20 protein-coding genes are annotated in these 24,779 nt (G+C 46.1%); 9 read left to right on the plus strand and 11 right to left on the minus strand.

From position 1 onward, the window contains the following. The first annotated feature begins 238 nt into the window (after nucleotides 1–238). Nucleotides 239–481, plus strand: a complete 243-nt coding sequence (zapB, locus tag F0251_RS11315; protein ID WP_008219652.1) for a cell division protein ZapB — start codon at nucleotides 239–241, stop codon at nucleotides 479–481. Between the two features lie 95 nt (nucleotides 482–576). Here zapB and rraA read toward each other — a convergent pair whose 3' ends face one another. The 7 genes from rraA to priA all read right to left on the minus strand — a co-directional run bounded on the left by rraA (nucleotide 577) and on the right by priA (nucleotide 8,531). Beyond that, nucleotides 577–1,095, minus strand: coding sequence for a ribonuclease E activity regulator RraA (gene rraA / locus F0251_RS11320; protein ID WP_171731007.1), 519 nt, complete (start codon nucleotides 1,093–1,095; stop codon nucleotides 577–579). A gap of 73 nt (nucleotides 1,096–1,168) precedes the next feature. Next, nucleotides 1,169–2,086 carry a 1,4-dihydroxy-2-naphthoate polyprenyltransferase gene (locus tag F0251_RS11325; protein WP_061033609.1) on the minus strand — a complete coding sequence of 306 codons (918 nt, stop codon included), beginning with the start codon at nucleotides 2,084–2,086 and terminating at the stop codon, nucleotides 1,169–1,171. 189 nt (nucleotides 2,087–2,275) lie between these two features. Continuing rightward, entirely contained in the window at nucleotides 2,276–3,616 is a 1,341-nt protein-coding gene (gene hslU / locus F0251_RS11330) for an HslU--HslV peptidase ATPase subunit (RefSeq protein WP_061033610.1), read from the minus strand. 56 nt (nucleotides 3,617–3,672) lie between these two features. Beyond that, nucleotides 3,673–4,221, minus strand: coding sequence for an ATP-dependent protease subunit HslV (hslV, locus tag F0251_RS11335; protein ID WP_004737138.1), 549 nt, complete (start codon nucleotides 4,219–4,221; stop codon nucleotides 3,673–3,675). Nucleotides 4,222–4,422: 201 nt separating this feature from the next. Further along, nucleotides 4,423–4,962, minus strand: coding sequence for a cell division protein FtsN (gene ftsN, locus F0251_RS11340; protein WP_032498450.1), 540 nt, complete (start codon nucleotides 4,960–4,962; stop codon nucleotides 4,423–4,425). A gap of 122 nt (nucleotides 4,963–5,084) precedes the next feature. After that, nucleotides 5,085–6,089, minus strand: a complete 1,005-nt coding sequence (gene cytR, locus F0251_RS11345; RefSeq protein WP_008219665.1) for a DNA-binding transcriptional regulator CytR — start codon at nucleotides 6,087–6,089, stop codon at nucleotides 5,085–5,087. A gap of 240 nt (nucleotides 6,090–6,329) precedes the next feature. Continuing rightward, entirely contained in the window at nucleotides 6,330–8,531 is a 2,202-nt protein-coding gene (gene priA / locus F0251_RS11350) for a primosomal protein N' (protein WP_171731008.1), read from the minus strand. Between the two features lie 331 nt (nucleotides 8,532–8,862). Between priA and rpmE the strand changes: the two genes are divergently transcribed. Further along, a complete protein-coding gene (gene rpmE, locus F0251_RS11355; protein ID WP_004737142.1) occupies nucleotides 8,863–9,081 on the plus strand; it encodes a 50S ribosomal protein L31 in 219 nt (72 codons plus the stop codon). A gap of 333 nt (nucleotides 9,082–9,414) precedes the next feature. Continuing rightward, on the plus strand, nucleotides 9,415–10,704 hold the full coding sequence (locus F0251_RS11360; protein ID WP_008219668.1) for a malic enzyme-like NAD(P)-binding protein: 1,290 nt from the start codon (nucleotides 9,415–9,417) through the stop codon (nucleotides 10,702–10,704). Between the two features lie 180 nt (nucleotides 10,705–10,884). Here the strand turns inward: F0251_RS11360 and metJ are convergent, their stop codons facing one another. Beyond that, on the minus strand, nucleotides 10,885–11,205 hold the full coding sequence (metJ, locus tag F0251_RS11365; RefSeq protein ID WP_004415993.1) for a met regulon transcriptional regulator MetJ: 321 nt from the start codon (nucleotides 11,203–11,205) through the stop codon (nucleotides 10,885–10,887). A gap of 208 nt (nucleotides 11,206–11,413) precedes the next feature. Here metJ and F0251_RS11370 point away from each other — a divergent pair, with 208 nt between their 5' ends. From F0251_RS11370 to metF, 3 genes are all read left to right on the plus strand, one after another. Further along, nucleotides 11,414–12,595 carry an O-succinylhomoserine (thiol)-lyase gene (locus tag F0251_RS11370; RefSeq protein WP_171731009.1) on the plus strand — a complete coding sequence of 394 codons (1,182 nt, stop codon included), beginning with the start codon at nucleotides 11,414–11,416 and terminating at the stop codon, nucleotides 12,593–12,595. A 2-nt stretch (nucleotides 12,596–12,597) separates the two neighbouring features. After that, nucleotides 12,598–15,009: a bifunctional aspartate kinase/homoserine dehydrogenase II gene (locus F0251_RS11375; protein ID WP_061033613.1), complete on the plus strand. Its 2,412-nt coding sequence runs from the start codon at nucleotides 12,598–12,600 to the stop codon at nucleotides 15,007–15,009. A 276-nt stretch (nucleotides 15,010–15,285) separates the two neighbouring features. Beyond that, nucleotides 15,286–16,185 (plus strand): methylenetetrahydrofolate reductase, encoded by a 900-nt coding sequence (metF, locus tag F0251_RS11380; RefSeq protein WP_004737146.1) that lies wholly within the window; start codon nucleotides 15,286–15,288, stop codon nucleotides 16,183–16,185. 159 nt (nucleotides 16,186–16,344) lie between these two features. Here the strand turns inward: metF and F0251_RS11385 are convergent, their stop codons facing one another. From F0251_RS11385 to argE, 3 genes are all read right to left on the minus strand, one after another. Further along, a complete protein-coding gene (locus F0251_RS11385; RefSeq protein ID WP_171731010.1) occupies nucleotides 16,345–16,884 on the minus strand; it encodes a PadR family transcriptional regulator in 540 nt (179 codons plus the stop codon). 349 nt (nucleotides 16,885–17,233) lie between these two features. Next, complete coding sequence (ppc, locus tag F0251_RS11390) at nucleotides 17,234–19,870, minus strand: phosphoenolpyruvate carboxylase (protein ID WP_171731011.1); 2,637 nt, start codon at nucleotides 19,868–19,870, stop codon at nucleotides 17,234–17,236. A 251-nt stretch (nucleotides 19,871–20,121) separates the two neighbouring features. Further along, on the minus strand, nucleotides 20,122–21,258 hold the full coding sequence (argE, locus tag F0251_RS11395) for an acetylornithine deacetylase (protein ID WP_171731012.1): 1,137 nt from the start codon (nucleotides 21,256–21,258) through the stop codon (nucleotides 20,122–20,124). 154 nt (nucleotides 21,259–21,412) lie between these two features. Between argE and argC the strand changes: the two genes are divergently transcribed. The 3 genes from argC (at nucleotide 21,413) to F0251_RS11410 (ending at nucleotide 24,543) form a co-directional block, all read left to right on the plus strand. Then, nucleotides 21,413–22,417: an N-acetyl-gamma-glutamyl-phosphate reductase gene (gene argC, locus F0251_RS11400; RefSeq protein WP_105057656.1), complete on the plus strand. Its 1,005-nt coding sequence runs from the start codon at nucleotides 21,413–21,415 to the stop codon at nucleotides 22,415–22,417. A 12-nt stretch (nucleotides 22,418–22,429) separates the two neighbouring features. Further along, entirely contained in the window at nucleotides 22,430–23,218 is a 789-nt protein-coding gene (gene argB / locus F0251_RS11405) for an acetylglutamate kinase (RefSeq protein ID WP_116871575.1), read from the plus strand. A gap of 113 nt (nucleotides 23,219–23,331) precedes the next feature. Beyond that, a complete protein-coding gene (locus F0251_RS11410) occupies nucleotides 23,332–24,543 on the plus strand; it encodes an argininosuccinate synthase (protein ID WP_063522850.1) in 1,212 nt (403 codons plus the stop codon). Nucleotides 24,544–24,779: the final 236 nt, after the last annotated feature.

Below are 24,779 nucleotides of genomic sequence, written 5' to 3' on the forward strand. Positions count from 1 at the left end.
TTGGAGATTGCTTTTGATCAATGAGCAGTGAAAAACCACTAATATTCATCAAAATAATTGGTTTGCGAGTGTGACTGTAAGAATTAACGTCAATATTCGGTAAAAAGCGCTGTTTTTTTCATCGAATGGCGCAAAATATCGAATATATTGAGTGTTTATCCTTGCTCTGCTGAGTAGAATGGGGAAATAAGTGGAGTGAACCTTCACCATCAAATGGATAACTTAAAGGTAGGCCAGAATGTCTTTTGAAGTACTAGAGCAACTAGAAGCAAAAATTCAAACAGCAGTAGATACGATTGCACTTCTTCAAATGGAAGTGGAAGAGCTTAAAGAAGAGAAACAAGCACTAGCAACTGAAGCTGGTGAGCTTAAAGCAAGCCGTCACGAGTTAGAGCAAAAAACTCAGCAGATGCAAGAAGAGCACTCTGCATGGCAAGATCGCATCCGTAACCTTCTTGGTAAAATGGATGAAGTAGAGTAATTCACTCTTCAGATTTAAAAAAACGCCCGCTACTCAGTAGCGGGCGTTTTTGTTTGTGTTCGTGGTTAATGTGGGTGATTTATGAAGAGCTAGAACTACTCGATCTCTTCTTCATCAGCATCGAGATCAAGTTCAACATCCAAAGGTTCGGCTGAAAGAATAATGCCCGTGTTATCGGCGTAGAGGTAATCTTCCGGTAAGAAGGTCACGCTACCAAAATTAACAGGTACGTCTAGCTCACCGACACCATCTTGGCTTGCTCCAACAGGAATAGAAGCCAGTGCTTGAATGCCTAGGTTCATGTCTTCCAGCTCATCGACTTCGCGAACGCAGCCATACACCACAATACCTTCCCACTCATTGTCTTCGGCAAGTAGGGCCATTTCAGCATCGATCAGCGCTTTACGCAGTGAGCCGCCGCCATCGATTAACAACACACGCCCTAGACCATCTTGCTCTAATACCGAGCGGATCAGAGCGTTGTCTTCAAAGCACTTTAATGTCGTGATTTGTCCTGCGAAAGAGGCACGTCCACCAAAGTTGCTGAACATTGGCTCCACGACATCAACTTGATCCAAATATATGTCGCACAGTGCTGAAGTGTTGTATTCCATTAGTATACCTTTTGAACAATGAGCTTACTTTGAGTATATCGGTGCTTGACCCCTTTGCAATGATTAGTCTTAATTAACTCAATAGAGTTTGAGCTACGACAACCCCTGCAAACAATAGGTTAGTAACCAGCGAGCATTTCACAATCACAGGCATCATAGGTGCTATTTGAGCTGGTTTTTCGGTTTCCCAAACGGCCTTGCCATGCTTGTAGACAATCACAATGCTCAACAAAAATGGCAGGCTGATCCAGACCGGTTTCTCTTGAATCAGTAGGTAGATAGCAAAAGAGACCAGTGCTAACCCAAGTAGCGCAAAGTGGTAATGTTTGGCTTTGCGTTGTCCAAGGCGAACCGCCATTGTGCGTTTGCCACATTCACTGTCGTTTTCAATATCACGCATGTTGTTGATATTAAGTACTGCAACCGCCATCAATCCACAGCCTAACGCAGGAAGGAAGAGGCTTGGTTCCACATGGCCAGTGTGTAGGAAGTAAGTACCTGAAACGCCTAATAAGCCAAAGAAGATAAATACCGATAAGTCGCCAAGGCCGATATAGCCATAAGGCTTATTACCCACGGTGTAAGCGATAGCGGCAACAATGGCCAATACACCTAACGCAATGAAAGAAAGAATGCTTTCAATCGAGGTTAAGGCATGAAAAATCAGAATCAGACCAGCAATCACAGTAAACACGATGTTGAGGATGATCGCCTGCTTCATGGTTTTGGCGGTTACTGCACCGGATTGCATGGCGCGCATTGGGCCTAAGCGGTTTTCATTGTCTGTGCCTTTTACTGCGTCACCGTAGTCATTCGCCAAGTTCGACAAAATCTGTAATAGGGTGGCGGTTAAAAAGGCCAACAGAGCGATCGATAAAGAGAACTGATCGTTGGCGAACGCTAAACTACTTCCTGTAAGAATAGAGACGAGTGCGAGAGGCAGAGTTTTTGGTCGTGCGGCATCAAGCCAAATCATTAGAGATTGTTTCATCGTAAGTCTATTTCGTTGTAAGGACACCTTGATTAGCAGGGCGCCTATATTGTAAGTATTGGTTTCATGCGGTGATTTGAGTATACGCCCATTTTTCAGGTAATAAAAAGCCCACTCGAAAGTGGGCCTTGAATTCGCTTATTAGCTGCTATTTCTTTGAGATAGAGCAATAAGTTGGAGTTTCGTGTGCTACAGGATGAAGCGGCTTAGGTCTTCGTCTTCAACGAATTCACCCAGCTTCGAGTTTACGTAAGCTTGGTCGATCACGAGCGTGCTGCCTGCTTTGTCTGTTGCATCGAATGAAATCTCATCCATCAGGCGTTCCATCACAGTGTGTAGACGACGTGCACCGATGTTCTCAGTGGTTTCGTTTACGCGCCATGCTGCATCAGCGATCTGGTTGATGCCGTCTTCAGTAAACTCAATGTTCACATCTTCTGTCTTCATTAGGGCAATGTATTGCTCTGTCAGAGACGCTTTTGGCTCAGTTAGGATGCGTTTGAAGTCATTCGCTGAAAGCGCTTCAAGTTCTACACGAATTGGTAGACGACCTTGTAGTTCAGGGATTAAGTCCGATGGCTTAGCCACTTGGAATGCACCTGATGTGATGAATAGGATGTGGTCCGTTTTCACCATACCGTGCTTAGTTGATACTGTGCTGCCCTCGATAAGAGGCAGTAGGTCACGTTGAACGCCTTCACGAGATACGTCTGGGCCTGAGCTGTCGCCACGCTTACAGATTTTGTCGATCTCATCGATGAATACGATACCGTTGTTTTCAGCGTTGAAGATCGCGTTCTCTTTCAGCTCTTCCTGGTTCACAAGCTTAGCGGCTTCTTCTTCAGTTAGGGCTTTGAATGCGTCTTTGATTTTCATCTTACGCTTTTTCTTGGTGTCGCCAGCTAGGTTTTGGAACATGCCCTGTAGCTGGTTCGTCATCTCTTCCATGCCTGGAGGTGACATGATTTCAACCCCCATTTGTGGTGCAGCTACATCGACTTCGATCTCTTTGTCGTCTAGCTTACCTTCGCGCAATTTTTTGCGGAAAATTTGGCGAGTGTTAGAAGAGGTTGTGTCTTCGCTTGATTGCTCATTCTGACCCCAAGCATCACGAGCTGGTGGTAGTAGGGCATCAAGAATGCGCTCTTCCGCTTGCTCTTCAGCGCGGAATTGCACTTTCTTCATCGCTTGCTGGTGCGTCATTTTGATCGCAACGTCCGTTAGGTCGCGGATGATGGTCTCAACTTCTTTACCTACGTAGCCAACTTCGGTGAACTTAGTCGCTTCTACTTTGATGAACGGTGCATTTGCTAGCTTCGCTAGGCGGCGAGCAATCTCTGTTTTACCAACACCCGTAGGGCCGATCATTAGAATATTTTTTGGTGATACTTCAACACGCAGGCTCTCTTCAAGCTGCATACGACGCCAGCGGTTACGCAGTGCGATAGCAACTGAACGCTTAGCGTTGTCTTGACCGATAATGTGGCGATTGAGTTCGTGAACAATTTCGCGAGGAGTCATCTCAGACATGGTTTTTCCTTAATTCTTTAATCACTGTTGATACAAGTTTTGGGTAGAAGCGTTTGTTATTCTGGCTTTGGCAGTTCAACAGTGCTTTCTAGCTCTTCAACAGTGTGGTGATGGTTGGTGAACACACAGATATCGCCAGCAATATTCAGCGACTTTTCTGCGATTTCACGTGCATCTAAATCAGTATTTTCTAATAGTGCCGTAGCCGCTGCTTGAGCGAAGTTACCGCCTGAACCGATAGCGATTAGGTCGTTCTCTGGTTGAACAACATCACCGTTACCTGTGATGATCAGTGAAGCGGTTTCGTCAGCTACCGCTAGTAGTGCTTCTAATTTACGTAGAGCACGGTCACTACGCCAATCCTTCGCTAGCTCAACGGCAGCTTTGGTCAGATGGCCTTGGTGCATTTGCAGCTTGCTTTCAAATTTTTCGAATAGCGTGAAAGCATCAGCGGTACCGCCAGCAAAACCAGCCAGTACTTTATCATTGTATAGGCGACGCACTTTACGGGCATTGCCCTTCATTACCGTGTTGCCTAGAGATACTTGTCCATCACCCGCGATGACGACTTTATTATTACGACGTACAGATACTATGGTAGTCACGAGTAGGGCCTCTTAATGTTCTTATCTTTGGGTATAAAAAGTATATGAGGATGGTGCTCGGATAATTCAAGGAAGCGCGAGTGATGTCGTGCAACTTATCGGTGTAAGTTTGAAAGAAGATAGAAAAAGCGATGAATAAAAGAAAGCCTCCACAATGGGAGGCTTTCGTTATTTGTCTTTTTTGCGACTGCTTTACTGGAATTATTCGGTGTCTTTCCAGATAGCGCAAGGCTCGATTTTAGCACGCTGCAGCTTGTGGCGGTCTCGCTCTGCATCACGCTTAAGCTTGTATGGCCCTAGTACCACGCGGTACCAGCTGCTGCCATCTTTCTTACGGATTTCACTCGAGATACCTTGGAAGGCGATATCCAACTTACGTGCTTCTGCCTGTGCTGACGTTTTGTAAGCGCCACATTGCATGATGTAAGGGATCTTAGAGATCTCTTGCTCTTTGGCTTTTACTTCGATTTCGCGACTTGGCAGCGTTTCAACGTAGTCCCATTTCTCTTCTGGAGGTGGTGGAATCACTTTGGCTGGTTTTGGCTTCGGTGTTGGTTTACTCACTACTGGAGCCGGTGCTGGTGGCTCAGGATCATTACTCAATAGGTAAAGTCCATAACCAAACCCGCCAACAAGGAGGATCGCCAAAAGACCACTACGCCATGGTTTACGGCGAGGGGCTTGTTTTTTGGTCGGTTTTTTCGTGCCACGACCACGCTTCACATAATCTCTATTAGCCACAAGACAATTCAGTAGTTGGTAATTCTGCTCTCATGGTAATCCAGATTGCGCGAGGATAATAGTGTAGAAATGGAAGCGGCACATCAAAATGTGCCGCAGATTTATATGGGTATTTCGAAGACTTACATTCGAGGTGGTGCAGTACTGCCTCGAACCACTAAGCTGGCTTCTAGTAGACGCGAACCTGCTTGCACATCGTTGCCTTTTAGTAGGTCTAGCATCATCAACATTGCTTGGCGTCCAATCTCATAACGAGGTTGAGAAATGGTGGTTAGCGGTGGATCGCAGTATTGCGCGAATTGGATATCATCAAAGCCAACAACGGATAGATCTTGAGGCACTCGTAAGCCGAGTTTTTTCGCTTCTTGAATCGCACCAATGGCCATTGCATCGTTATGGCAGAAGATAGCGGTTGGCTGCTCTGGTAGCGCTAACAGTTGACGAACCGCTTGAGCTCCCGCTTCAAACGTAAAATCACCGACGGTGCTGTAGGCTGGGTTCATTGACACGCCCGCACGGCGCAGCGCTTGTTGGTAACCTTGCTGACGGAACTTACATAGGGTTGCTGACATTGGGCCGGAGATTTGAGCGATACGCTTATGACCCAATTGAGCAAGGTAGTTCACGGCTTCGAATGCAGAAGTCAGGTTATCGATGTGTACAGTAGGCAGTTCAAGTTCTGGAGCGAACTCACATGCCATTACCATAGGAGGCAGGTTCTTTTGTTCAGACTTACTGACATCGAATGGGTGGTCGGTGCCTAGTAGTAGCATGCCGTCCGCTTGTTTGGTGAAGACGAGATTAACAAACGAAGACTCACGTTTCTTCTGTTGACCGCTGTCACCCAGTAGAACAAGGTAATCATTTTCGACAGCAGCATCTTCGATACCACGAATGATTTCCGCGAAATACGGGTCACAGATATCAGGAACGATAGTAATGATGGTTTTTGATTCGTTGCGACGTAAATTTCTAGCTAATGTATTAGGTGAGTATCCAGCTTCAAGTACGGCTGTTTCCACTCGTTTGCGAGTCGAAACTGAGACTTTCTCAGGATTCATCAAAGCTCGTGATACGGTAGCCGTTGAGACGCCTGCTAGCTGGGCAACATCCTTCATTGTCGCCATAAATTAAACCCTCTTTTAAGTTCCTTTGTTGCCTAAGTATCTAAGGCGTGAATAATAAATGTAATCGAATAGATATTATGAAAGTGTTGCTAACACTTTTTTTATTGCAATATTTTATTCGTTTCATCTGCGTAAAGTTACGGCTAGATTAACAAAAATCGCATGACTCGTGTGAACTTGCTCACGAGAAATATGAAATATTTGTGAACAAACTTATCATTAGTTTTAACCCAAAGGGGTTTAGCTCAAATCCTGCGGCTCTATATCGAGTGACCAACGAACTTTTTTCGCAGCGGGTAACATATTAATTGCTGGCTTGGCACTCATTAATAGCTTCTGCATTAATGAGCGAGTCTGTGTTTGTAGAATTAACTGCCATCGAGCTTTACCCGCTCGCTTAGCCAATGGTGCAGGAGTTGGCCCTAATACCATGCAATATTGGTCAAACAGTGGATGAGATTCCAGTGTATGACGTACCTGACGTAAGAACTCTTCCACTAAGCGCGTGTCGTTCGCTTCTGCTCTGAACAGCGTCATAAAGGTGTAAGGCGGCAACATCGCCTGTTTGCGCTCTGCTAAGGCCGTTTGAGCAAAGTGGTGATAGTCTTTATGCAGTAGCGCCTGCAGTAAGCCGTGTTCCGGGTGGTGCGTTTGTAAGATCACCTCACCAGGCTTGCTTGCACGACCTGCGCGCCCCGCCACTTGAATGAATAGCTGAGCAAGGCGTTCAGAGGCTCGGAAGTCACTGCTGTATAAAGAGCCATCGACATCCAATAACGCCACGAGTGTCACGTCAGGGAAGTGGTGGCCTTTAGCTAACATCTGGGTGCCGATAAGAATCTGGTATTCACCTTTGCGAATCGATTCAAGCGCGCTCTCTAAGCTGCCTTTACGGCGAGTGCTGTCTCGGTCAATACGAATGGTTTTGTATTCCGGGAATAGCTGACCAAGTTGTGCTTCTAACTGTTCTGTACCCACACCAACCGTTACCAAGTTTGCTGAACCACAGCCTTGGCAGTTATGCACAATATGCTGCTGCGAGCCACAGTGGTGGCAGCGCATTTCATTGCTGTATTGGTGATAGGTGTAGTAGGCGTCGCAGCGCTTACACTCGGCTGTCCAACCGCAATCGTGACACATTAATGCTGGAGAAAAGCCGCGGCGGTTGAGGAACAGCATTACCTGGTTACCTGATTTTAAGTGGCGTTGCATCTCGGCAATGAGTGACGCAGACAAACCACTTTCCAGATATTCGCCTTTCACATCCAACACTTTATTGGTGGTTGGCAACGCGACACCCGCACGTGAAGTCAGAGTCAGGTGACTGTACTTACCTATTTGCGCGTTGTGCAGGGTTTCGAAGGCTGGTGTTGCTGAGCCTAATACTACTGGAATCTGCGCTTTGTGCGCACGCATGATCGCCACATCTCTCGCATGATAGCGCAGGCTATCTTGTTGTTTGTAAGAGGCGTCGTGCTCTTCATCGACAATAATAATGCCCAAATCTGCAAACGGTGTGAACAAAGCCGAACGAGTACCAATCACAATGCCTGCAATCTTATCGCGAGCCGATAGCCAAGCGTTCAGTCGCTCTGAATCGTTTAAACCAGAGTGGATAACCTCAACAGGCACATTAAAGCGTCGCTTAAAGCGGTTAATGGTTTGCGGTGTTAGGCCGATCTCTGGCACTAGCACTAACGCTTGTTTACCTTGGTCAAGAATCGGCTTAATCATATTCAGGTAGACCTCGGTCTTGCCTGAACCTGTGACACCTTCGAGAAGGAAGCAACCAAAGTTGTTTTGACTATTTACTGTTGCAATCGCTATGGCTTGCTCTTCATTGAGCTTAGGTTTGTCTTGGTCGTTTTCGATCTCGGCAGGCCAAGGTTGGCGCTTTGGCTTTTTCTCTACCGATTCAATCCAGCCTTTTTCTTCTAACGTCTTGAGTACTGCGCTGCCCACCTCTTCATCTATGAACTCTTGATGAGGAACGGGGCCGTGCTCAAGCATGTGCATCACTTTGGCTTGCTTAACGGCGCGACCAAAGCCTTGCATCAGCTGATCTCTGCCTGATGGCGTTAACTGCCACTCAACCAGCGTCGCGAAGTCTGCCGCTTTGCCTTTGCGTAAAGCACTCGGCAGGGCATTAGCAAAGGTTTCGCCTAATGGGTATTGATAGAACTGACTGCACCAGGTTAATAGTGAGTAGACTGATTCAGGCCAAACTGGTTGGTTATCTAAAAGCGCTTTAATTGGCTTGAGCTTGTCTAGCTCGAATTCGGATTCATTAACCAGAGCCGTCACTATTCCAGTTAAGGTTTGTCGTCCAAAAGGCACAGAGACTCGTCCACCAATTATCGGAAATAAGTGGTTTGGAATCTTGTAATCGAACTGCTTGTCGAGTGGAACAGGCAGTGCCACACGGGCAATCATTGGACGCATAAAGGGACGGCTTTATCTGAATTGACGAGAGCGAACAGTCTAAAGGATAAGGCGGTTAAATTCGAGAAGCAGTTTGAATGTGATGTGACAGAGAAGCGGGTGAGGTTGGGGCCAAGCCAAGAATCACAGTCAGCAAAGGAAATAATGCCGATATTGGCGAAAAATGTATCAAATCAGTTGATCCTACTTCACAGATTCATTACTATACTGCGCCTTAAAGGTATGGCTTCGTCGCGCTTTAGTGATGAGCGGTGTCTTTATTTCTTTTTTAAACTACGTGTGGTGTGCGGCTTAGAATCGTATAGCGACACGGCCTACTTGAGGTTATCCCATGAAAGCTGGAATCCACCCAGAATACAAAGCAGTTACTGCTACTTGTTCTTGCGGCAACACTTTTGAGTTCAACTCAACGCTAGCAAAAGAATCAATCCACCTAGACGTATGTGACAAATGTCACCCGTTCTACACTGGTAAGCAACGTATCGTAGATACAGGCGGCCGTGTTGATCGCTTCAACAAGCGTTTCGGTGCTCTTTCTAGCAAGAAGTAATTCTCGCTATTTAGACATAAAAAGGACACTTCGGTGTCCTTTTTTGTTGCCTGAAATTCGAGAAAATACAAACTTTCCCTTCAAGCTTTTACTCTCTTCAACAGTAAGTCGCTTAACTGAATATTATCGGGTCATTCTTGGCTTATCGCTCACCACTGTAAATCCGCACGAAAGTTCAACAAGCGATAGTAATTTCAACTGCTCACTGGTCTTATTAGTAGTGAAATCTCGTTTTTTAATGAGACAGAGGCCTTTACCACCTAGGAACTTTGAAGTACATCCATTAACATGAACAAGATCCCCCAAATAATAATATCCTAGGAACCTACACCTATGTCTGAAGACAGCCGCCAAGATCAATCCTCTCAAGAATTATCACCTCAAGAACAATTCCGTCAGCAAGCTCTTGATTATCATGAGTTCCCAATTCCAGGCAAAATTGCCATTGAGCTGACGAAGCCTGCAAACTCTGCAGAAGACCTAGCACTTGCTTACAGCCCAGGTGTGGCTGAGCCAGTTCGTGAGATCGCACAGAACGTAGATAACGTTTACAAGTACACAGGTAAAGGCAACATGGTTGCAGTTATCTCTAACGGTACAGCGATTCTTGGCCTAGGTAACCTTGGTCCAATTGCTTCTAAACCAGTAATGGAAGGTAAAGCGCTACTGTTTAAGCGTTTCGCTGGTTTAGATTCTATCGATATTGAAGTAAAACACCGCACAATCGATGAGTTTGTCGATACAGTTGCGAACATCGCAGATACATTCGGCGGTATCAACCTAGAAGACATCAAAGCACCAGACTGTTTTGAAATTGAACGTCGCCTGATTGAGCGTTGTGATGTACCTGTATTCCACGATGACCAACACGGTACAGCGATCGTAACAGCAGCAGGTATGCTGAACGCGATCGAGCTTCAAGGTAAGAAGCTTGAAGAGTGTAAGATCGTTTGTTTAGGTGCTGGCGCAGCGGCGGTTGCTTGTATGGAGCTACTGATTAAGTGTGGCGCTCAGCGTGAGAAGATCTACATGCTTGACCGTAAAGGTGTGATCCACACTCGTCGTGACGACCTGAATGAATACAAAGAGCTATTCGCAAACAACACAGATAAGCGTACGCTTGAAGATGTTATCGAAGGTGCTGATCTATTCTTGGGCGTATCAGGTCCTAACCTGCTACCGGCAGAAGCACTAACATTAATGGCTGATAAGCCAGTTGTATTTGCATGTTCAAACCCAGATCCAGAGATCAAGCCAGAGCTTGCTCACGAAGTTCGTTCTGACCTTATTATGGGTACAGGCCGCAGTGATTACCCTAACCAAGTAAACAACGTACTTTGTTTCCCATTCATTTTCCGTGGTGCACTTGATGTGCGTGCAAGCGAAATCAATGACGAAATGAAGCTAGCAGCGGTTAAAGCCATTCGTGAACTGGCAAAAGAAGAAGTGCCAGCGGAAGTATTAAAAGCAGCGGGTGAGACGTCACTTGAGTTCGGTAAGGGTTACATCATTCCTAAGCCAATGGACCCACGTCTACTTCCTCGCGTAGCGAAAGCAGTAGCAGAAGCGGCCGTTGAATCTGGCGTTGCGCGTATCGAGATGCCTGCTAACTACATGGCATAGCAGCATATGGCGTAGTCGCTTGTTATAGCGGTTGCTCCATAGAGCACAAATAATAAAAAACCGACTCATCTGGAGTCGGTTTTTTTATGTCTCTTATTCACAGAATACTGATAAGACGAATCAGTAATGTGAACATTCAGCTAAAGCGAATCAATATTGAAGGCAGTGACTGAGTTATTGTTATTCTTCGTCAAACGCTTCGAACTCGATGCCCATCTCTGTCATCAGTTTTTTCACTTCAGCAGGAATATCATCTGGGCGGTCTTTACGAAGGTCTTCATCTGTTGGCAGTGGTTGGCCTGTGTACGCATGTAGAAAAGCTTCACACAGTAGCTCACTGTTTGTTGCATGGCGCAGGTTGTTGATCTGGCGTCGAGTACGCTCGTCAGTAAGCACCTTTAGCACTTTTAAAGGGATAGAAACTGTAATCTTCTTTACTTGTTCGCTTTTCTTTCCATGCTCAGCATATGGGCTTATGTATTCACCATTCCAGTCGGCCATTGCGTACCTTCATCACTTTAGTTGTTAGATTAAATTAATAGTGGTGATTTTAGCGGGATTTACCGCCATAAGCAAAGACATATAGACGTCTAGAAGTGTTGACGTCTCACGTTTATGAAAGTAAAGTGAATAACATATATCTAACACAGCCGCAAAATGCCGACAAGCAGCTGTGACTCTCAGACGCAAAACTTGTAAGGAAGCACCTATGAGCAGCCGGAAGCCAGCAACAATCGCAGTACGTACTGGTATCGAGTCAGACACGCAACACCATGCCGTTGTCCCACCTATTTATCTTTCGACTAACTATGGTTTTCCCGCTTTTGGTGAAGTGCCAAAGTACGATTACACCCGTTCAGGTAACCCAAACCGCGGTTTATTAGAAACGGCACTGTTTGAGCTTGAGTCGGGCAAAGGTGCAGTGGTTACTAACTGCGGTACTTCTGCACTTAACTTATGGGTTTCCGCTTTCTTAGGCAGTGATGATCTGATTGTCGCACCACACGACTGCTATGGTGGTACTTATCGCTTGTTTAATACTCGCTCACTAAAAGGTGACTTCAAAGTTCTGTTTGTTGATCAATCGGATCAAGCGGCACTGGATGCAGCGATCGCGCTTAAGCCAAAGTTGATCTTAATTGAAACACCATCGAATCCTTTAGTTCGTGTGGTTGATATTGCAGAAACTTGCCGTAAAGCGAAAGAGGTTGGTGCTCTGGTTGCTGTCGACAATACGTTTTTGACACCAGTGTTCCAAAAGCCTTTAGAGCTGGGTGCGGATTTTGTTATCCACTCAACGACCAAATACATCAACGGACATTCAGATGTGATTGGTGGTGTGGTGATCACTAAAACAGAAGAGCACGCTGAAGAGCTAGCATGGTGGGGTAACTGTATTGGTGCGACCGGCACACCATTTGATAGCTACATGACGCTACGTGGCATTCGTACGTTAGGTGCTCGTATGCGAGTTCACGAAGAGAGTTCATGTGAAATTCTGGCGTCTCTGCAGCAGCAAGATCTCGTTGGTACTATTTACCACCCAAGCCTTCCTGAACACCCAGGTCATGATATCGCGAAGAAGCAGCAGTCTGGCTTTGGTTCAATGCTGAGTTTTGAGTTTGCGGGCTCATTCGAGGCGCTTAAGTACTTTGTCGATAAGTTAGAGCTGTTCTCTTTGGCGGAGTCGCTGGGCGGTGTTGAAAGCTTGATTTGTCACCCTGCGTCGATGACGCACCGTGCGATGGGTGAAGAAGCACTGGCAGAAGCGGGTGTTTCTCAACAGTTGCTGCGTCTTTCTGTTGGCCTTGAAGATGCTGAAGATTTGATTGATGACCTCAAGCAAGCGTTTGAAAAAACACAAGGCTTTATCGCTGAAGGGGAGGGGTAACAATGGCAACCTTTCGCCAGCTACATAAATTTGGTGGTAGCAGTTTAGCAGACCCTGAGTGTTACTTACGCGTGGTCAACATTCTTAGAGAGTATTCATCAGCAACAGACTTAGTGGTTGTTTCGGCAGCAGGCAAAACCACTAACCGTTTGATTGAGTTTGTAGAAGCGCTTGATAAAGATGGGCGTATTGCTCATGAGTGCCTACAAACCCTTCGCCAGTTCCAGCTTGAACTGATTGAAGCACTGCTTGAAGGTGAGCCTGCAGAGCAACTTACGGCGACTATCCAACAAGAATTTACCGCTTTGGGCGAGCTAACGGCTCCTCTAAGCGAAGCACAAAAAGCACAAGTCCTAGGTCACGGTGAAGTTTGGTCTTCACGTCTGTTAGCTGCTTTGTTGTGTCAACATGATTTACAAGCTGTCGCACAAGATGCTCGTGCTTTCTTACGTGCAGAAGTGGGCGCTCAGCCTGAAGTGGATCGTGCTCGTTCTTATCCTCTGATTAAAGAAGCGTTAGCGCAACATGCCCATTGTCGTGTGGTGATTACCGGCTTTATGGCGCAAAACACTGAAGGTGAAACCGTATTACTTGGTCGCAATGGTTCAGACTATTCAGCAACCGTGATTGGCGCTTTAGCTGAAGTGGATCGCGTAACGATTTGGAGTGATGTAGCAGGTGTATACAGTGCTGACCCTCGCTTGGTGTCGGATGCGTGTTTACTGCCTCTACTTCGTCTTGATGAAGCAAGTGAACTCGCTCGTCTTGCCGCACCTGTGCTTCATAGCCGCACACTACAGCCAGTCGCGCAAAGTGCGATGGATCTGAGCTTGCGTTGCAGCTATCAGCCAGAATCTGGTTCGACTCAGATTGAGCGTGTTCTGGCATCGGGTCGCGGTGCAAAAATTATTACCTCTCTGGATGAAGTGCTGATTGTGCAACTGACGTTTGGTCACGGGCACGATTTCGACCGTCTAGAAAGTGAGGTGCTTGAAGGGCTTAAGCGTGCTCAACTAGAGCCGCTGGCTTATGAGCTAGAACCAGATCAACACTGCTTGCGTCTCGCGTATACAGAAGAGATCGCTGGCGGCGCTCTAGAGTACCTGCAAGATCACGCGATTGAAGCTGAGATTAAGCTGAAAGAGGGCTTCTCTCTTATTGCTGCTGTAGGTGCGGGTGTAACGAAGAACCCGAACCACTGCTACGGTTTTTATCAGCAGCTAAAGAGTTCATCGGTTGAGTTTATCTCTGAAGCGAACTCTGGTCTGAGTTTAGTGGCAGTGATTCGTAAGAGTGAAACATCGAGCCTAGTGAAGGGCATTCACTCTCAACTATTCCAAGCGCAGAAGCGTGTTGCGATTGCCTTGTGTGGTAAGGGTAACATTGGTTCAAGCTGGTTAAGCCTGTTTGCTGAGCAAAAGGCTGAGCTCGAAAAGCGTCGCGGAATGAACTTTGAATTGGTTGCTGTGGTTGATAGCCAAACCTATTGGTTCGACGACCAAGGTATTGATGCAACCTCTGTCGGTGAGCGCTTTGATGACGAAGCGATTGCTAACAATGGAAACGACTGGCTGGAGCGTTTAGGCTCTATTCAGGGCTACGACGAAGCTGTGGTTTTGGATGTTACTGCCAGCCAAGCTCTTGCAGAAAAGTATCTACAGATTGCTCAGCAAGGCATTCACTTGATCTCGGCGAACAAGGTGGCAGGCTCCGCATCAAGCGAGTATTACCATCAGGTACAAGATGCGTTTGCTAAGATCAGCCGTCACTGGTTGTACAACGCGACCGTTGGTGCGGGCTTACCAATTAACCACACGGTACGTGATCTGCGTGAAAGTGGCGATGACATTATTGCGCTGTCGGGGATCTTCTCAGGCACTTTGTCTTGGTTGTTCCAGCAGTTTGATGGCACGGTGCCGTTCAGCGAGCTGGTGGATTTAGCATGGCAACAAGGCCTGACAGAACCAGACCCTCGTGCTGACCTCGATGGTTCAGACGTGATGCGTAAGTTGGTGATTCTGGCTCGTGAGTCGGGCTTAGATATCGAACCTGAAAACGTAAAAGTGGAATCACTGGTCCCTGAAGAGCTGCAAGACCTATCGGTGGATGACTTCTTTGACAAAGCTTCTGTGCTGAGTGAGGAGTTGGCTGAGCGTTTGGAGAAAGCGCATTCTCAGCAAAAGGTATTACGTTACGTCGCGCGTTTAGAGAAGAACGGCAAAGCAACCGTAGGTGTTGAAGCGTTATCGAAAGAGCACGCTCTGGCGAACTTGCTGCCTTGCGACAATATCTTTGCGATTGAGAGTAAATGGTACAAAGATAACCCATTGGTTATTCGTGGCCCAGGTGCTGGACGTGAAGTGACGGCTGGTGCAATTCAGTCTGATTTGAACCGAATGTCGAGCCTGTTCTAATACTCAGATCATTTGCTATGGCACTTAAATAGCATACTATTCACTAAGATAAATAAGGCTGAAAGCACGATGTGTTTCTCAGCCTTTTTTCTTCCTTATTTCTGCTTTGCGACCCATCTAGCGACTTGAGTTTTACTCACGATCTACTTGAAAAAAATTCATAATGGATCTGTTGACATTAAATCGTATTCAATACATTCTGTGGACATATAGACGTCTAAACGTCGTTTGAGGATTTGAGATTTTAGTGGTTGCTTTTGCCACAGGGAGAGTAAGATGGGATACACACACGCTAGTCATATCGACGCTTTAAATCAGAATATCGCTGAGCTTTCTGACAACATCAATGTGTCATTTGAGTTTTTTCCACCAAGCAGTGAAAAGATGGAAGAGACCCTGTGGAATTCTGTTCACCGTCTTAAAACGCTTCAACCAAAATTTGTATCAGTGACCTACGGTGCAAACTCGGGTGAGCGTGACCGTACCCACTCAATCATTAAAGAAATCAAGAACCAAACAGGTCTAGTTGCTGCGCCGCACCTAACGTGTATTGATGCGAGTCGCGAAGAGCTGATTCAAATTGCTGACGATTACTGGGCAAATGGCATTGAGAGTATCGTTGCGCTGCGTGGTGATATTCCACCAGGTGGTGGAGCGCCTGAGATGTACGCATCTGACCTTGTTGAGCTACTCAAATCTCGTCACGACTTTGATATTTCAGTGGCGGCATTCCCAGAGGTTCACCCTGAAGCGAAAAGCGCTCAATCAGATCTTATCAACCTAAAACGTAAAGTGGATGCCGGTGCAAACCGTGCCATCACTCAGTTCTTCTTTGATGTAGAGAGCTACCTACGTTTTCGTGACCGCTGTGTAGCGGCTGGCGTTGATGTTGAGATTGTACCGGGTATCTTACCAGTTTCTAACTTTAAGCAAGCGTCTCGCTTTGCTGCGATGAATAACGTAAAAGTACCAGGCTGGATGGCGAAGCAATTTGAAGGCTTGGATGATGATCCAACGACTCGTCAGCTTGTTGGTGCTAGCCAAGCGATTGATATGGTTCGTACGCTGAGCCGTGAAGGTGTGAAAGACTTCCACTTCTACACGCTAAACCGTGCAGAAATGACTTATGCACTTTGCCATACGCTAGGTGTTCGTCCACAAGTAGCTGCGCTGTAAGCAAAGTCTAAGAAGTAAAGCCTAAGTGCTTGTAAAAAGCCTCTGGCAGTAACATTTCAAATCCTATAGATACAAAAAAGGCTTGGACTCATAGAGTTCAAGCCTTTTGCTTTTCTAGCTTCTAGCTTCTAGCTTCTAGCTTCTAGCTTCTAGCTTAACTTAAGCTAGAGCGCCAAGTTCAAGCAGTACTTCTTCAGCCCATACAATCCATGCTTCACGGATAAGTAGGTTACGACGAAGCGTTAGACGCTCAAGACGAGCTTGCTTGTCTAGCGTTGCTGGTGTTGCGTAGTAAGCCGCTTCGATTTCACGGTAATGAGAAACCAATTTGCGAGATTCTTCTACAAGTTCAGAAAGTTGTACACGGTACGCGTCAGAAGGTTGTACAGCACAAGCCATTAGCTTAGCTGAGAATTCGTCACGAACCGTTGGGTGTGCAGTCGGCTGTTCAAACCATTCACCCAGAGCACTACGGCCAGCATCGGTGATAGAGTAAACTTTACGATCAGGTTTGCCTTCTTGAGGTTCAAGCACGCAAGTTACCTGTTCGTTCTGAGCCATTTTATTTAGCTCACGGTAAACTTGTTGATGGCTAGCTTTCCAGAAGTAACCGATGCTTGCAGAGAATTCTTTTGTGATATCGTAACCAGTAGCGTCGCGTGTACTTAGAACGGTTAAAATTACGTGTGGTAATGACATGTCTGAAATCCAAATGGTAAACAGTAAACAAATACTTAAACATCAAGTGTGCTTCTAGTGGCACGTTATATTGGTTATGTTTAAGTTGTACCAACTCATGGGTTGGTTATGTCACCTTACAAAGCCGTTTATCACCTAGGTCGACCAGTTTATTGGTCAAAGTACTGCAGATTATGATTTTTGAGTGTTTCCGCAGTGGAGCAGTAGTATATCTAAATAATAAGCATAAAGTAGAATACATGGATAAAATAACCCAAAAAACTGATAAAAAACTCACCATGGTCATTTTGTTGAAATAAAAAGGTCGCACGAGGCGACCTTTTGTCTATCTTATAGTAGAAATCACTAATTAACCGGTGTTTCGCATGCCTGCAGCAATGCCTGCAATAGTCACCATTAGCGCCTCTTCTAACTCAGCTGGTGGTGTTTCGCACTTACGAGTACGGTACAGCAGCTCAGCTTGAAGCATGTTCAATGGCTCTACGTAGATGTTACGTAGGCGAATCGACTCAAGCCCCCAAGGGTCGCTCTGCATCAGGTTCTCGTTGTTCTCTACATTTAGTACGGCTTTGATGTCTTTTTGTAGCTGTTCGCGCAGCAATTCACCCAGAGGCAATAGCTCTTCGTCAACAAGACGTTGGTCGTAGTACTTAGCAATTTCCATGTTGCACTTCGAGTACACCATTTCCAACATACCTAGACGGGTAGAGAAGAACGGCCACTCGCGACACATCTCTTCCAGTAGGGCTTGATGCCCTTGGTCTACTGAGTATTGAATCGCTTCACCAGCGCCTAGCCATGCCGGAAGTACCAAACGGTTTTGGCTCCAAGAGAAGATCCATGGAATCGCACGTAGGCTTTCTACGCCGCCGTTCGGGTTACGCTTAGCAGGGCGAGAACCAAGAGGCAGTTTGCCTAGCTCCAGTTCAGGTGTCGCTTGACGGAAGTAAGGAACAAATTTCTCTTCGCCACGAACCACGTTACGGTAAGCCTCACAAGAGACTTGAGACAGCACTTCCATTAGGTCACGCCACTCTTGTTTTGGCTCTGGTGGCGGCAGAAGGTTCGCTTCTAGAATCGCACTTGCGTAAAGGTTGAAGCTGTTTACAGCAACATCTGGCAAGCCAAGCTTAAAGCGGATCATTTCGCCTTGCTCAGTTACACGTAAACCGCCTTTCAAGCTCTTAGGTGGCTGAGAAAGAAGAGCTGCGTGCGCTGGCGCACCACCACGACCAACCGTACCGCCACGACCATGGAATAGAGTCAGTTCAATGCCTTCTTCGTCGCAAACCTTAACTAGCTTATCCATTGCATCGTATTGAGCCCAACCAGCAGACATTACACCCGCATCTTTCGCTGAGTCAGAGTATCCGATCATCACCATTTGGTGATTCTGGATAAAGCCACGGTACAAATCGATGCTCATCAGCTGCTTCATTACTGCTTCTGAGTTGTTCAAGTCGTCTAGCGTTTCGAACAGTGGACACACGTCCATGCGGTACGGGCAGCCACATTCTTGCAGTAGCAAGTGAACAGCTAGTACATCTGATGCAGTGCGAGCCATTGAAATTACGTAAGCACCGAAGGCTTCACGAGGTTGAGCTGCGATGACCTTACAGGTGTCTAAAACCTCTTTGACCTGTTCAGATGGCTCCCAATCGCGTGGAAGCAGTGGACGCTTAGAGCTCAATTCATTGGTTAAGAAAGCAATCTTGTCTTGCTCGCTCCATTGGTCATAATCACCAATGCCTAAGTAGCGAGTCAGTTCAGACAGCACATCTGAGTGACGAGTACTTTCTTGACGAACATCGAGACGTACTAGGTGCACACCGAATGCTTTTAAGCGGCGCAGAGTATCAAGCAGAGAACCGTCTGCGATTACGCCCATGCCACATTCGTGCAGCGATTGGTAACAGGCGTAAAGCGGAGTCCAAAGTTGGTCGATGTTCTGTAGTGTTTCTTTCTTCGGAACCTCGGTGTCATGCAGTTTTGCATCCAGCACTTCTAGCGTGTTGTTCAGTAGAGTGCGTAGGTTCTTCAGGATTGCACGGTAAGCTTCGTGCTCATCACCGGCTAGTTCACGAACCGCATCATTACACTTAGTCATCGACAGTTCGGTAATCAGCTCATTAACATCGCCTAGGTAAAGGTCTGCCGCTTTCCAGCGAGATAGGCGCAGAACCTCTTTGGTAATAGTGTGCGTTACGAATGGGTTACCATCGCGGTCACCGCCCATCCAAGATGAGAAGTGAACTGGACGTGCATCAATCGGCAGGCCTTCACCAAGGTAGCCTTTAAGTCGACCATCCATTTCACGTAGGAAATCAGGCACGGCTTCCCATAGCGAGTTTTCTACAACCGCAAAGCCCCATTTCGCTTCATCGAGTGGCGTAGGGCGTTGCTGACGAATCACATCAGAGTGCCAACCTTGAGCGATAAGTTGCTCTAGGCGACGCTCGGTTTTCACGCGCTCTTTGTGTGATAGGTCGCTTAATTCTAATTTAGACAGACACTCGTTGATCTTCACCAGCTTGTTGATCATGGTGCGACGAGTGATTTCTGTTGGGTGTGCAGTCAAAACGAGCTCAATGTTCAGGTCGCGAACAGCTTGAGCTGCATCTAGCTTGCTGATGTCGTTTTGGTTTAATTTGGAAAATAGAGATTGCAGCACGTCTGGTTCGCAAACATGCTCCTCACAGTGGCGAGAGATGGTGTGGTATTGCTCTGCCATGTTGGTGAGGTTGAGAAATTGGTTAAATGCACGAGCAACAGGAGTGAGTTGTTCGTTCGGCAGGTTTTTGATTTCTTCAACTAGGCTGTCACGGTCAGCTTTGTTGCCTGCGCGGGCGGATTTGGAAAGTTTACGGATAGTTTCCACTTTCTCTAAGATAACGTCACCATGTGCATCTTGGATTGTGTTACCTAGCAAGCGTCCCAGCATGCTTACGTTACTCTTGAGAGCGGCGTATTTCTCGTTCATTGTCATCCTGCCTCGTAAAAAAATTACATCCATTGTTCCTTGTTAAGTACACAATCTAGCGAAAACTGCTGTATCTAGTCAAATAAAGCATTCTAAGTTTGCAATTATTAGTTTTCGAAATGCGGGAGAAGTAAATTTTCCAAGACTTCGGAATAAAGTGAAATTTAATTACAAGATCAGGCTTTGGCAGGGATAACAGAATAAAAGCCACCTTTTAGGGCAGCTTTTATAAAAAAGTATCGCAAGGGTGGCAATAACTAGAAACAATATTTACGAATAGATTTACTCAGTACGTCAATCGTTGGGTCGATAAAATCAAAGCTTAAGAATTCATCCGGTTGGTGAGCTTGGTCAATTGAGCCCGGACCCAGAACTAAGGTTGGGCAAAGTTCTTGAAGGAAAGGTGCTTCGGTACAGTAGTTCACGGTTTGTGATTCAGTTTCGCAAACGGATTCCATGCCGCCGATAAATGGGTGGTCGTGCTGACACTCGTAACCTGGGATAGGTTCGTGCAGTGGCGTAATCTCAATTCTGCCCGGCCACTTCGCTTCCACTTCTTTGAGTGCGCTGCGCAGCATGTTATCTAAACCGTCTAAGCTGATACCCGGTAAAGGGCGCACGTCGTAGTGCAGTTCACAACAACCACAAATACGGTTAGCGCTGTCACCACCATGAATATGACCTAGGTTTAGTGTCGGGCTTGGAATAGCGAACCCTGGGTGGTGGTACTCTTTAATTAATTTGTCGCGCAGCTGCATCAAAGCAAACAGCACTTCATGCATGATTTCGATAGCGTTAACGCCTAATGCTGGATCTGAAGAGTGACCTGATTTACCGGTTACGCGCACTGCATTCGCCACGTGGCCTTTGTGCCCGCGAATCGGTACTAGGCTGGTCGGTTCACCAATGATGCAGTAATCCGGTTTAAACGGTGTGTTTTCAGTGAAATGACGCGCACCTAGCATGGTGGTCTCTTCATCACAGGTTGCCAATACATAAAGTGGCTTCGCCTGTTTACTCCAATCCATCTTTCTTACTGCTTCATAGATAAAGGCGAAAAAGCCTTTCATGTCGGCAGTACCTAATCCGTAGAAGCGATTGTTGTGTTCTGTCAGTGCGTGAGGGTCGAAATTCCAACGCCCTTCATCAAATGGCACGGTATCACTATGTCCAGCCAGCAATAAGCCGCCTTCGCCTGAGCCCATTTTTGCGATCATATTATGCTTGCCAGGCTCAACTTCCACGACTTCTACGCTAAAGCCCAGATCTTTAAACCATTGAGCCATTTTTTCGATCACTTTCTCGTTGCCATGATCCCAGCTTGGATCCGTAGAACTAATAGAGTCGGTGGAAATTAGGCCTTTATAGACCTCAAGGAAACTCGGTAATTGCATAATATCTTCACTTCTACTATTGACAGGAAAACTATAAGTCGGTAAAACACATATTAAATCATATTTAATGCATAAGAAATCAAATAAAGCTAAAAATTAAGTATGAATAGTCAAATTTTGAAATGTAACTTACCTCAGAAATGGATGTGTTGAGATGTTGAAAACCACGATCATTGGCGCAAGCGGCTACACAGGAGCAGAACTGGCTCTAATGATAAACAGACACCCTGAGCTCACGCTATCAGGTTTGTATGTCTCAGCCAATAGTGTAGACGCAGGTAAACCTATTGCAGCACTGCACGGTAAGTTAGCGGGCTTGATTGATATGCCAGTACAGCCATTAACGAATCCAGAAGAAGTGGCAAAGCAGTCTGATGTGATTTTCCTAGCGACAGCACATGAAGTGAGTCATGACCTAGCTCCTATCTTTCTAGAGAATGATTGCCAAGTATTCGACCTATCAGGTGCTTTTAGAGTTAAAGGCGAAAACTTCTACCAAGAGTTTTACGGCTTTGAACACCAACATGAACAGTGGCTAGATAAAGCGGCTTACGGTTTAGCGGAATGGAATGAGCAAGAGATTAAAGAAGCTCAGCTTGTTGCAGTCGCAGGTTGTTACCCAACGGCATCACAACTGGCGATTAAGCCTTTAGTTGAAGCTAAGTTACTGGACGAGAACCAGTGGCCTGTGATTAACGCGACCAGCGGGGTTACTGGAGCGGGTCGTAAGGCGACCATGGTCAACAGCTTCTGCGAAGTGAGCCTGCAAGCTTATGGTGTATTTAACCACCGTCATCAACCTGAAATGGCAGCACATTTAGGATGTGATGTGATTTTCACTCCGCACCTAGGCAATTTTAAGCGCGGCATTTTAGCGACCATTACTATGAAGCTGGCTCAGGGCGTGACAGAACAACAGGTACAAGATGCCTTTGAACAAGCTTACCAAGGCAAGCCAGCCGTAAGGTTACTCGAAGAGACATTGCCAAGAATTCAAGATGTAGAACAGACACCTTTCTGCGATTTAGGTTGGAAGGTTCAAGGTCAACACATCATCGTTGTTTCAGCGATTGATAACTTATTAAAGGGTGCATCTAGCCAAGCGATGCAGTGTTTAAATTTACGTTATGGTTTTGCGCCATTAACTGCGTTAGTGTAAGGAAATCTAGATATGAGCCTTAATAATCAACCATTAATCATAAAGTTAGGTGGCGCTGCGCTATCTTGTGGTGAAACACTTAGCAAGTTATTTGGTGCGATCTCTGCTTACCAACAACAAGCACAACGACCAATCGTGATTGTTCACGGCGGCGGCTACCTTGTTGATGACTTGATGAATAAGTTGAACCTCGAAACCGTTAAGAAAGAAGGGCTACGTGTTACTCCTTATGATCAGATCCCAGTGATCGCTGGTGCATTAGCGGGCACAGCCAACAAACTACTTCAAGGTCAGGCGATTAAAGACGGTATCAATGCTGTTGGTTTGAGCTTAGCTGATGGTGGTTTATGCAAAGTGAGCGAACTGAACCCTGAACTGGGCGCGGTAGGAAAAGCGGAGCCGGGCGACTCAACCGTTCTGCAAGCGATTCTTAATGCGGGCGCACTGCCAATTATTAGTTCAATTGGTCTTACTGAGCAAGGACAACTGATGAATGTGAATGCAGACCAAGCAGCAGTAGCCGTTGCTGGTGCACTTGATGCTGAGCTGGTACTGCTTTCTGATGTAAGTGGCGTACTAGATGGCAAAGGTCACCTAATTCCAAGCCTTAACCAGCAGCAAGCTGATGAGCTTATCGAAGGGAAAGTGATTACTGACGGCATGATCGTGAAGGTTCAAGCCGCACTAGAAGCTGCTAACGACCTTGGACGACCAATCGAAGTCGCTACGTGGCGATACCCAGAAAAGCTAACACAACTGTTTTCAGGTAAAAGCATAGGAACACAGTTTTTACCTCAGTAGGCCTCACTGCGAGTCACTACTTAAAGAATTTAGACAAATTAAATAAACATATAATTATGAAGTCATTTCCAACGCTGACCGCCATGTGCAGTATGGAAACTAGGAGAAAGAAAATGAGCAAAGTTAACGTAAAGAAAGTTGTAGTAGCCTACTCTGGCGGTCTAGACACATCAGTAATCATCCCATGGTTGAAAGAGAACTATGACTGTGAAGTAGTGGCGTTTGTCGCGGATGTTGGCCAAGGTGCTGAAGAACTAGAAGGCATTGAAGAGAAAGCAAAAGCTTCAGGTGCTTCTGAGTGTTACATCGCGGACCTTAAAGAAGAGATGGTTGCTGATTACATCTTCCCAACGCTAAAAACTGGTGCTTACTACGAAGGTAAATACCTACTAGGTACTTCAATGGCTCGCCCTATCATTGCTAAAGCACAGGTTGAAGTTGCGCGTAAAGTAGGTGCAGACGCACTGTGTCACGGTTGTACGGGTAAAGGTAATGACCAAGTTCGTTTTGAAGGCGCATTCGCTGCACTAGCACCAGACCTACACGTAATTGCACCATGGCGTGAGTGGGATCTAGTGAGCCGTGAAGAGTGTTTGGACTACCTAGCTGAGCGTAATATTCCTTGTACTGCTTCTCTTACTAAAATTTACTCGCGTGATGCAAACGCATGGCACATCTCTACAGAAGGTGGTGTTCTAGAAGATACATGGAATGCGCCAAACGAAGATTGCTGGGCTTGGACTGTAGACCCAGAGCAAGCGCCAAACGAATCTGAAACAGTGACGCTTAAAGTTGAAAAAGGTGAAGTGGTTGCGGTTGATGGTGAAACAATGACACCATACAACGCACTGGTTTACCTAAATGAGAAAGGTGCTAAGCACGGTGTTGGTCGTATCGATATCGTAGAGAACCGTCTTGTTGGTATGAAGTCGCGTGGTTGTTACGAAACTCCGGGTGGCACCATCATGATGGAAGCACTGCGTGCAGTTGAGCAACTGGTTCTTGATAAAGCGGCATTCGAATTCCGTGAAGAGCTAGGTGTTAAAGCTTCTCATCTTGTATACGACGGTCGTTGGTTCACTCCACTGTGTAAGTCAATCCTTGCTGCGACAGAAGAACTAGCGCAAGACGTTAACGGTGAGGTAGTTGTTAAGCTATACAAAGGTCACGCAACGGTGACTCAGAAGCGTTCTGACAACAGCCTATACTCAGAAGAGTTTGCAACCTTTGGTGAAGATGAAGTTTACGACCAAAGCCATGCTGAAGGCTTCATCCGCCTTTACTCGCTATCAAGCCGTATCCGTGCTTTGAATAGCCAAAAGTAATACTAACAATCAGTTAGTGAGCTAGCCTTCACTGAAATGTTGAAGGCCAGTAAACAGACATGATTATGCAAAGCCCACTCACTATTGATTAGTGAGTGGGCTTTTTACTTTCTAATCGCCTAATAAATCAGTTTCGGTTTTTACTATTGGATGGCATATAATTCGCGCTCTAGGCTGTAAAGAATCATGGATGAGTCTTTTGGTGAATAAATATGTGAAAAAAATGAATTAATACT

Origin of the sequence: Vibrio sp. 070316B (assembly GCF_013114115.1) — a bacterium.
Lineage (GTDB): Bacteria > Pseudomonadota > Gammaproteobacteria > Enterobacterales > Vibrionaceae > Vibrio > Vibrio chagasii_B.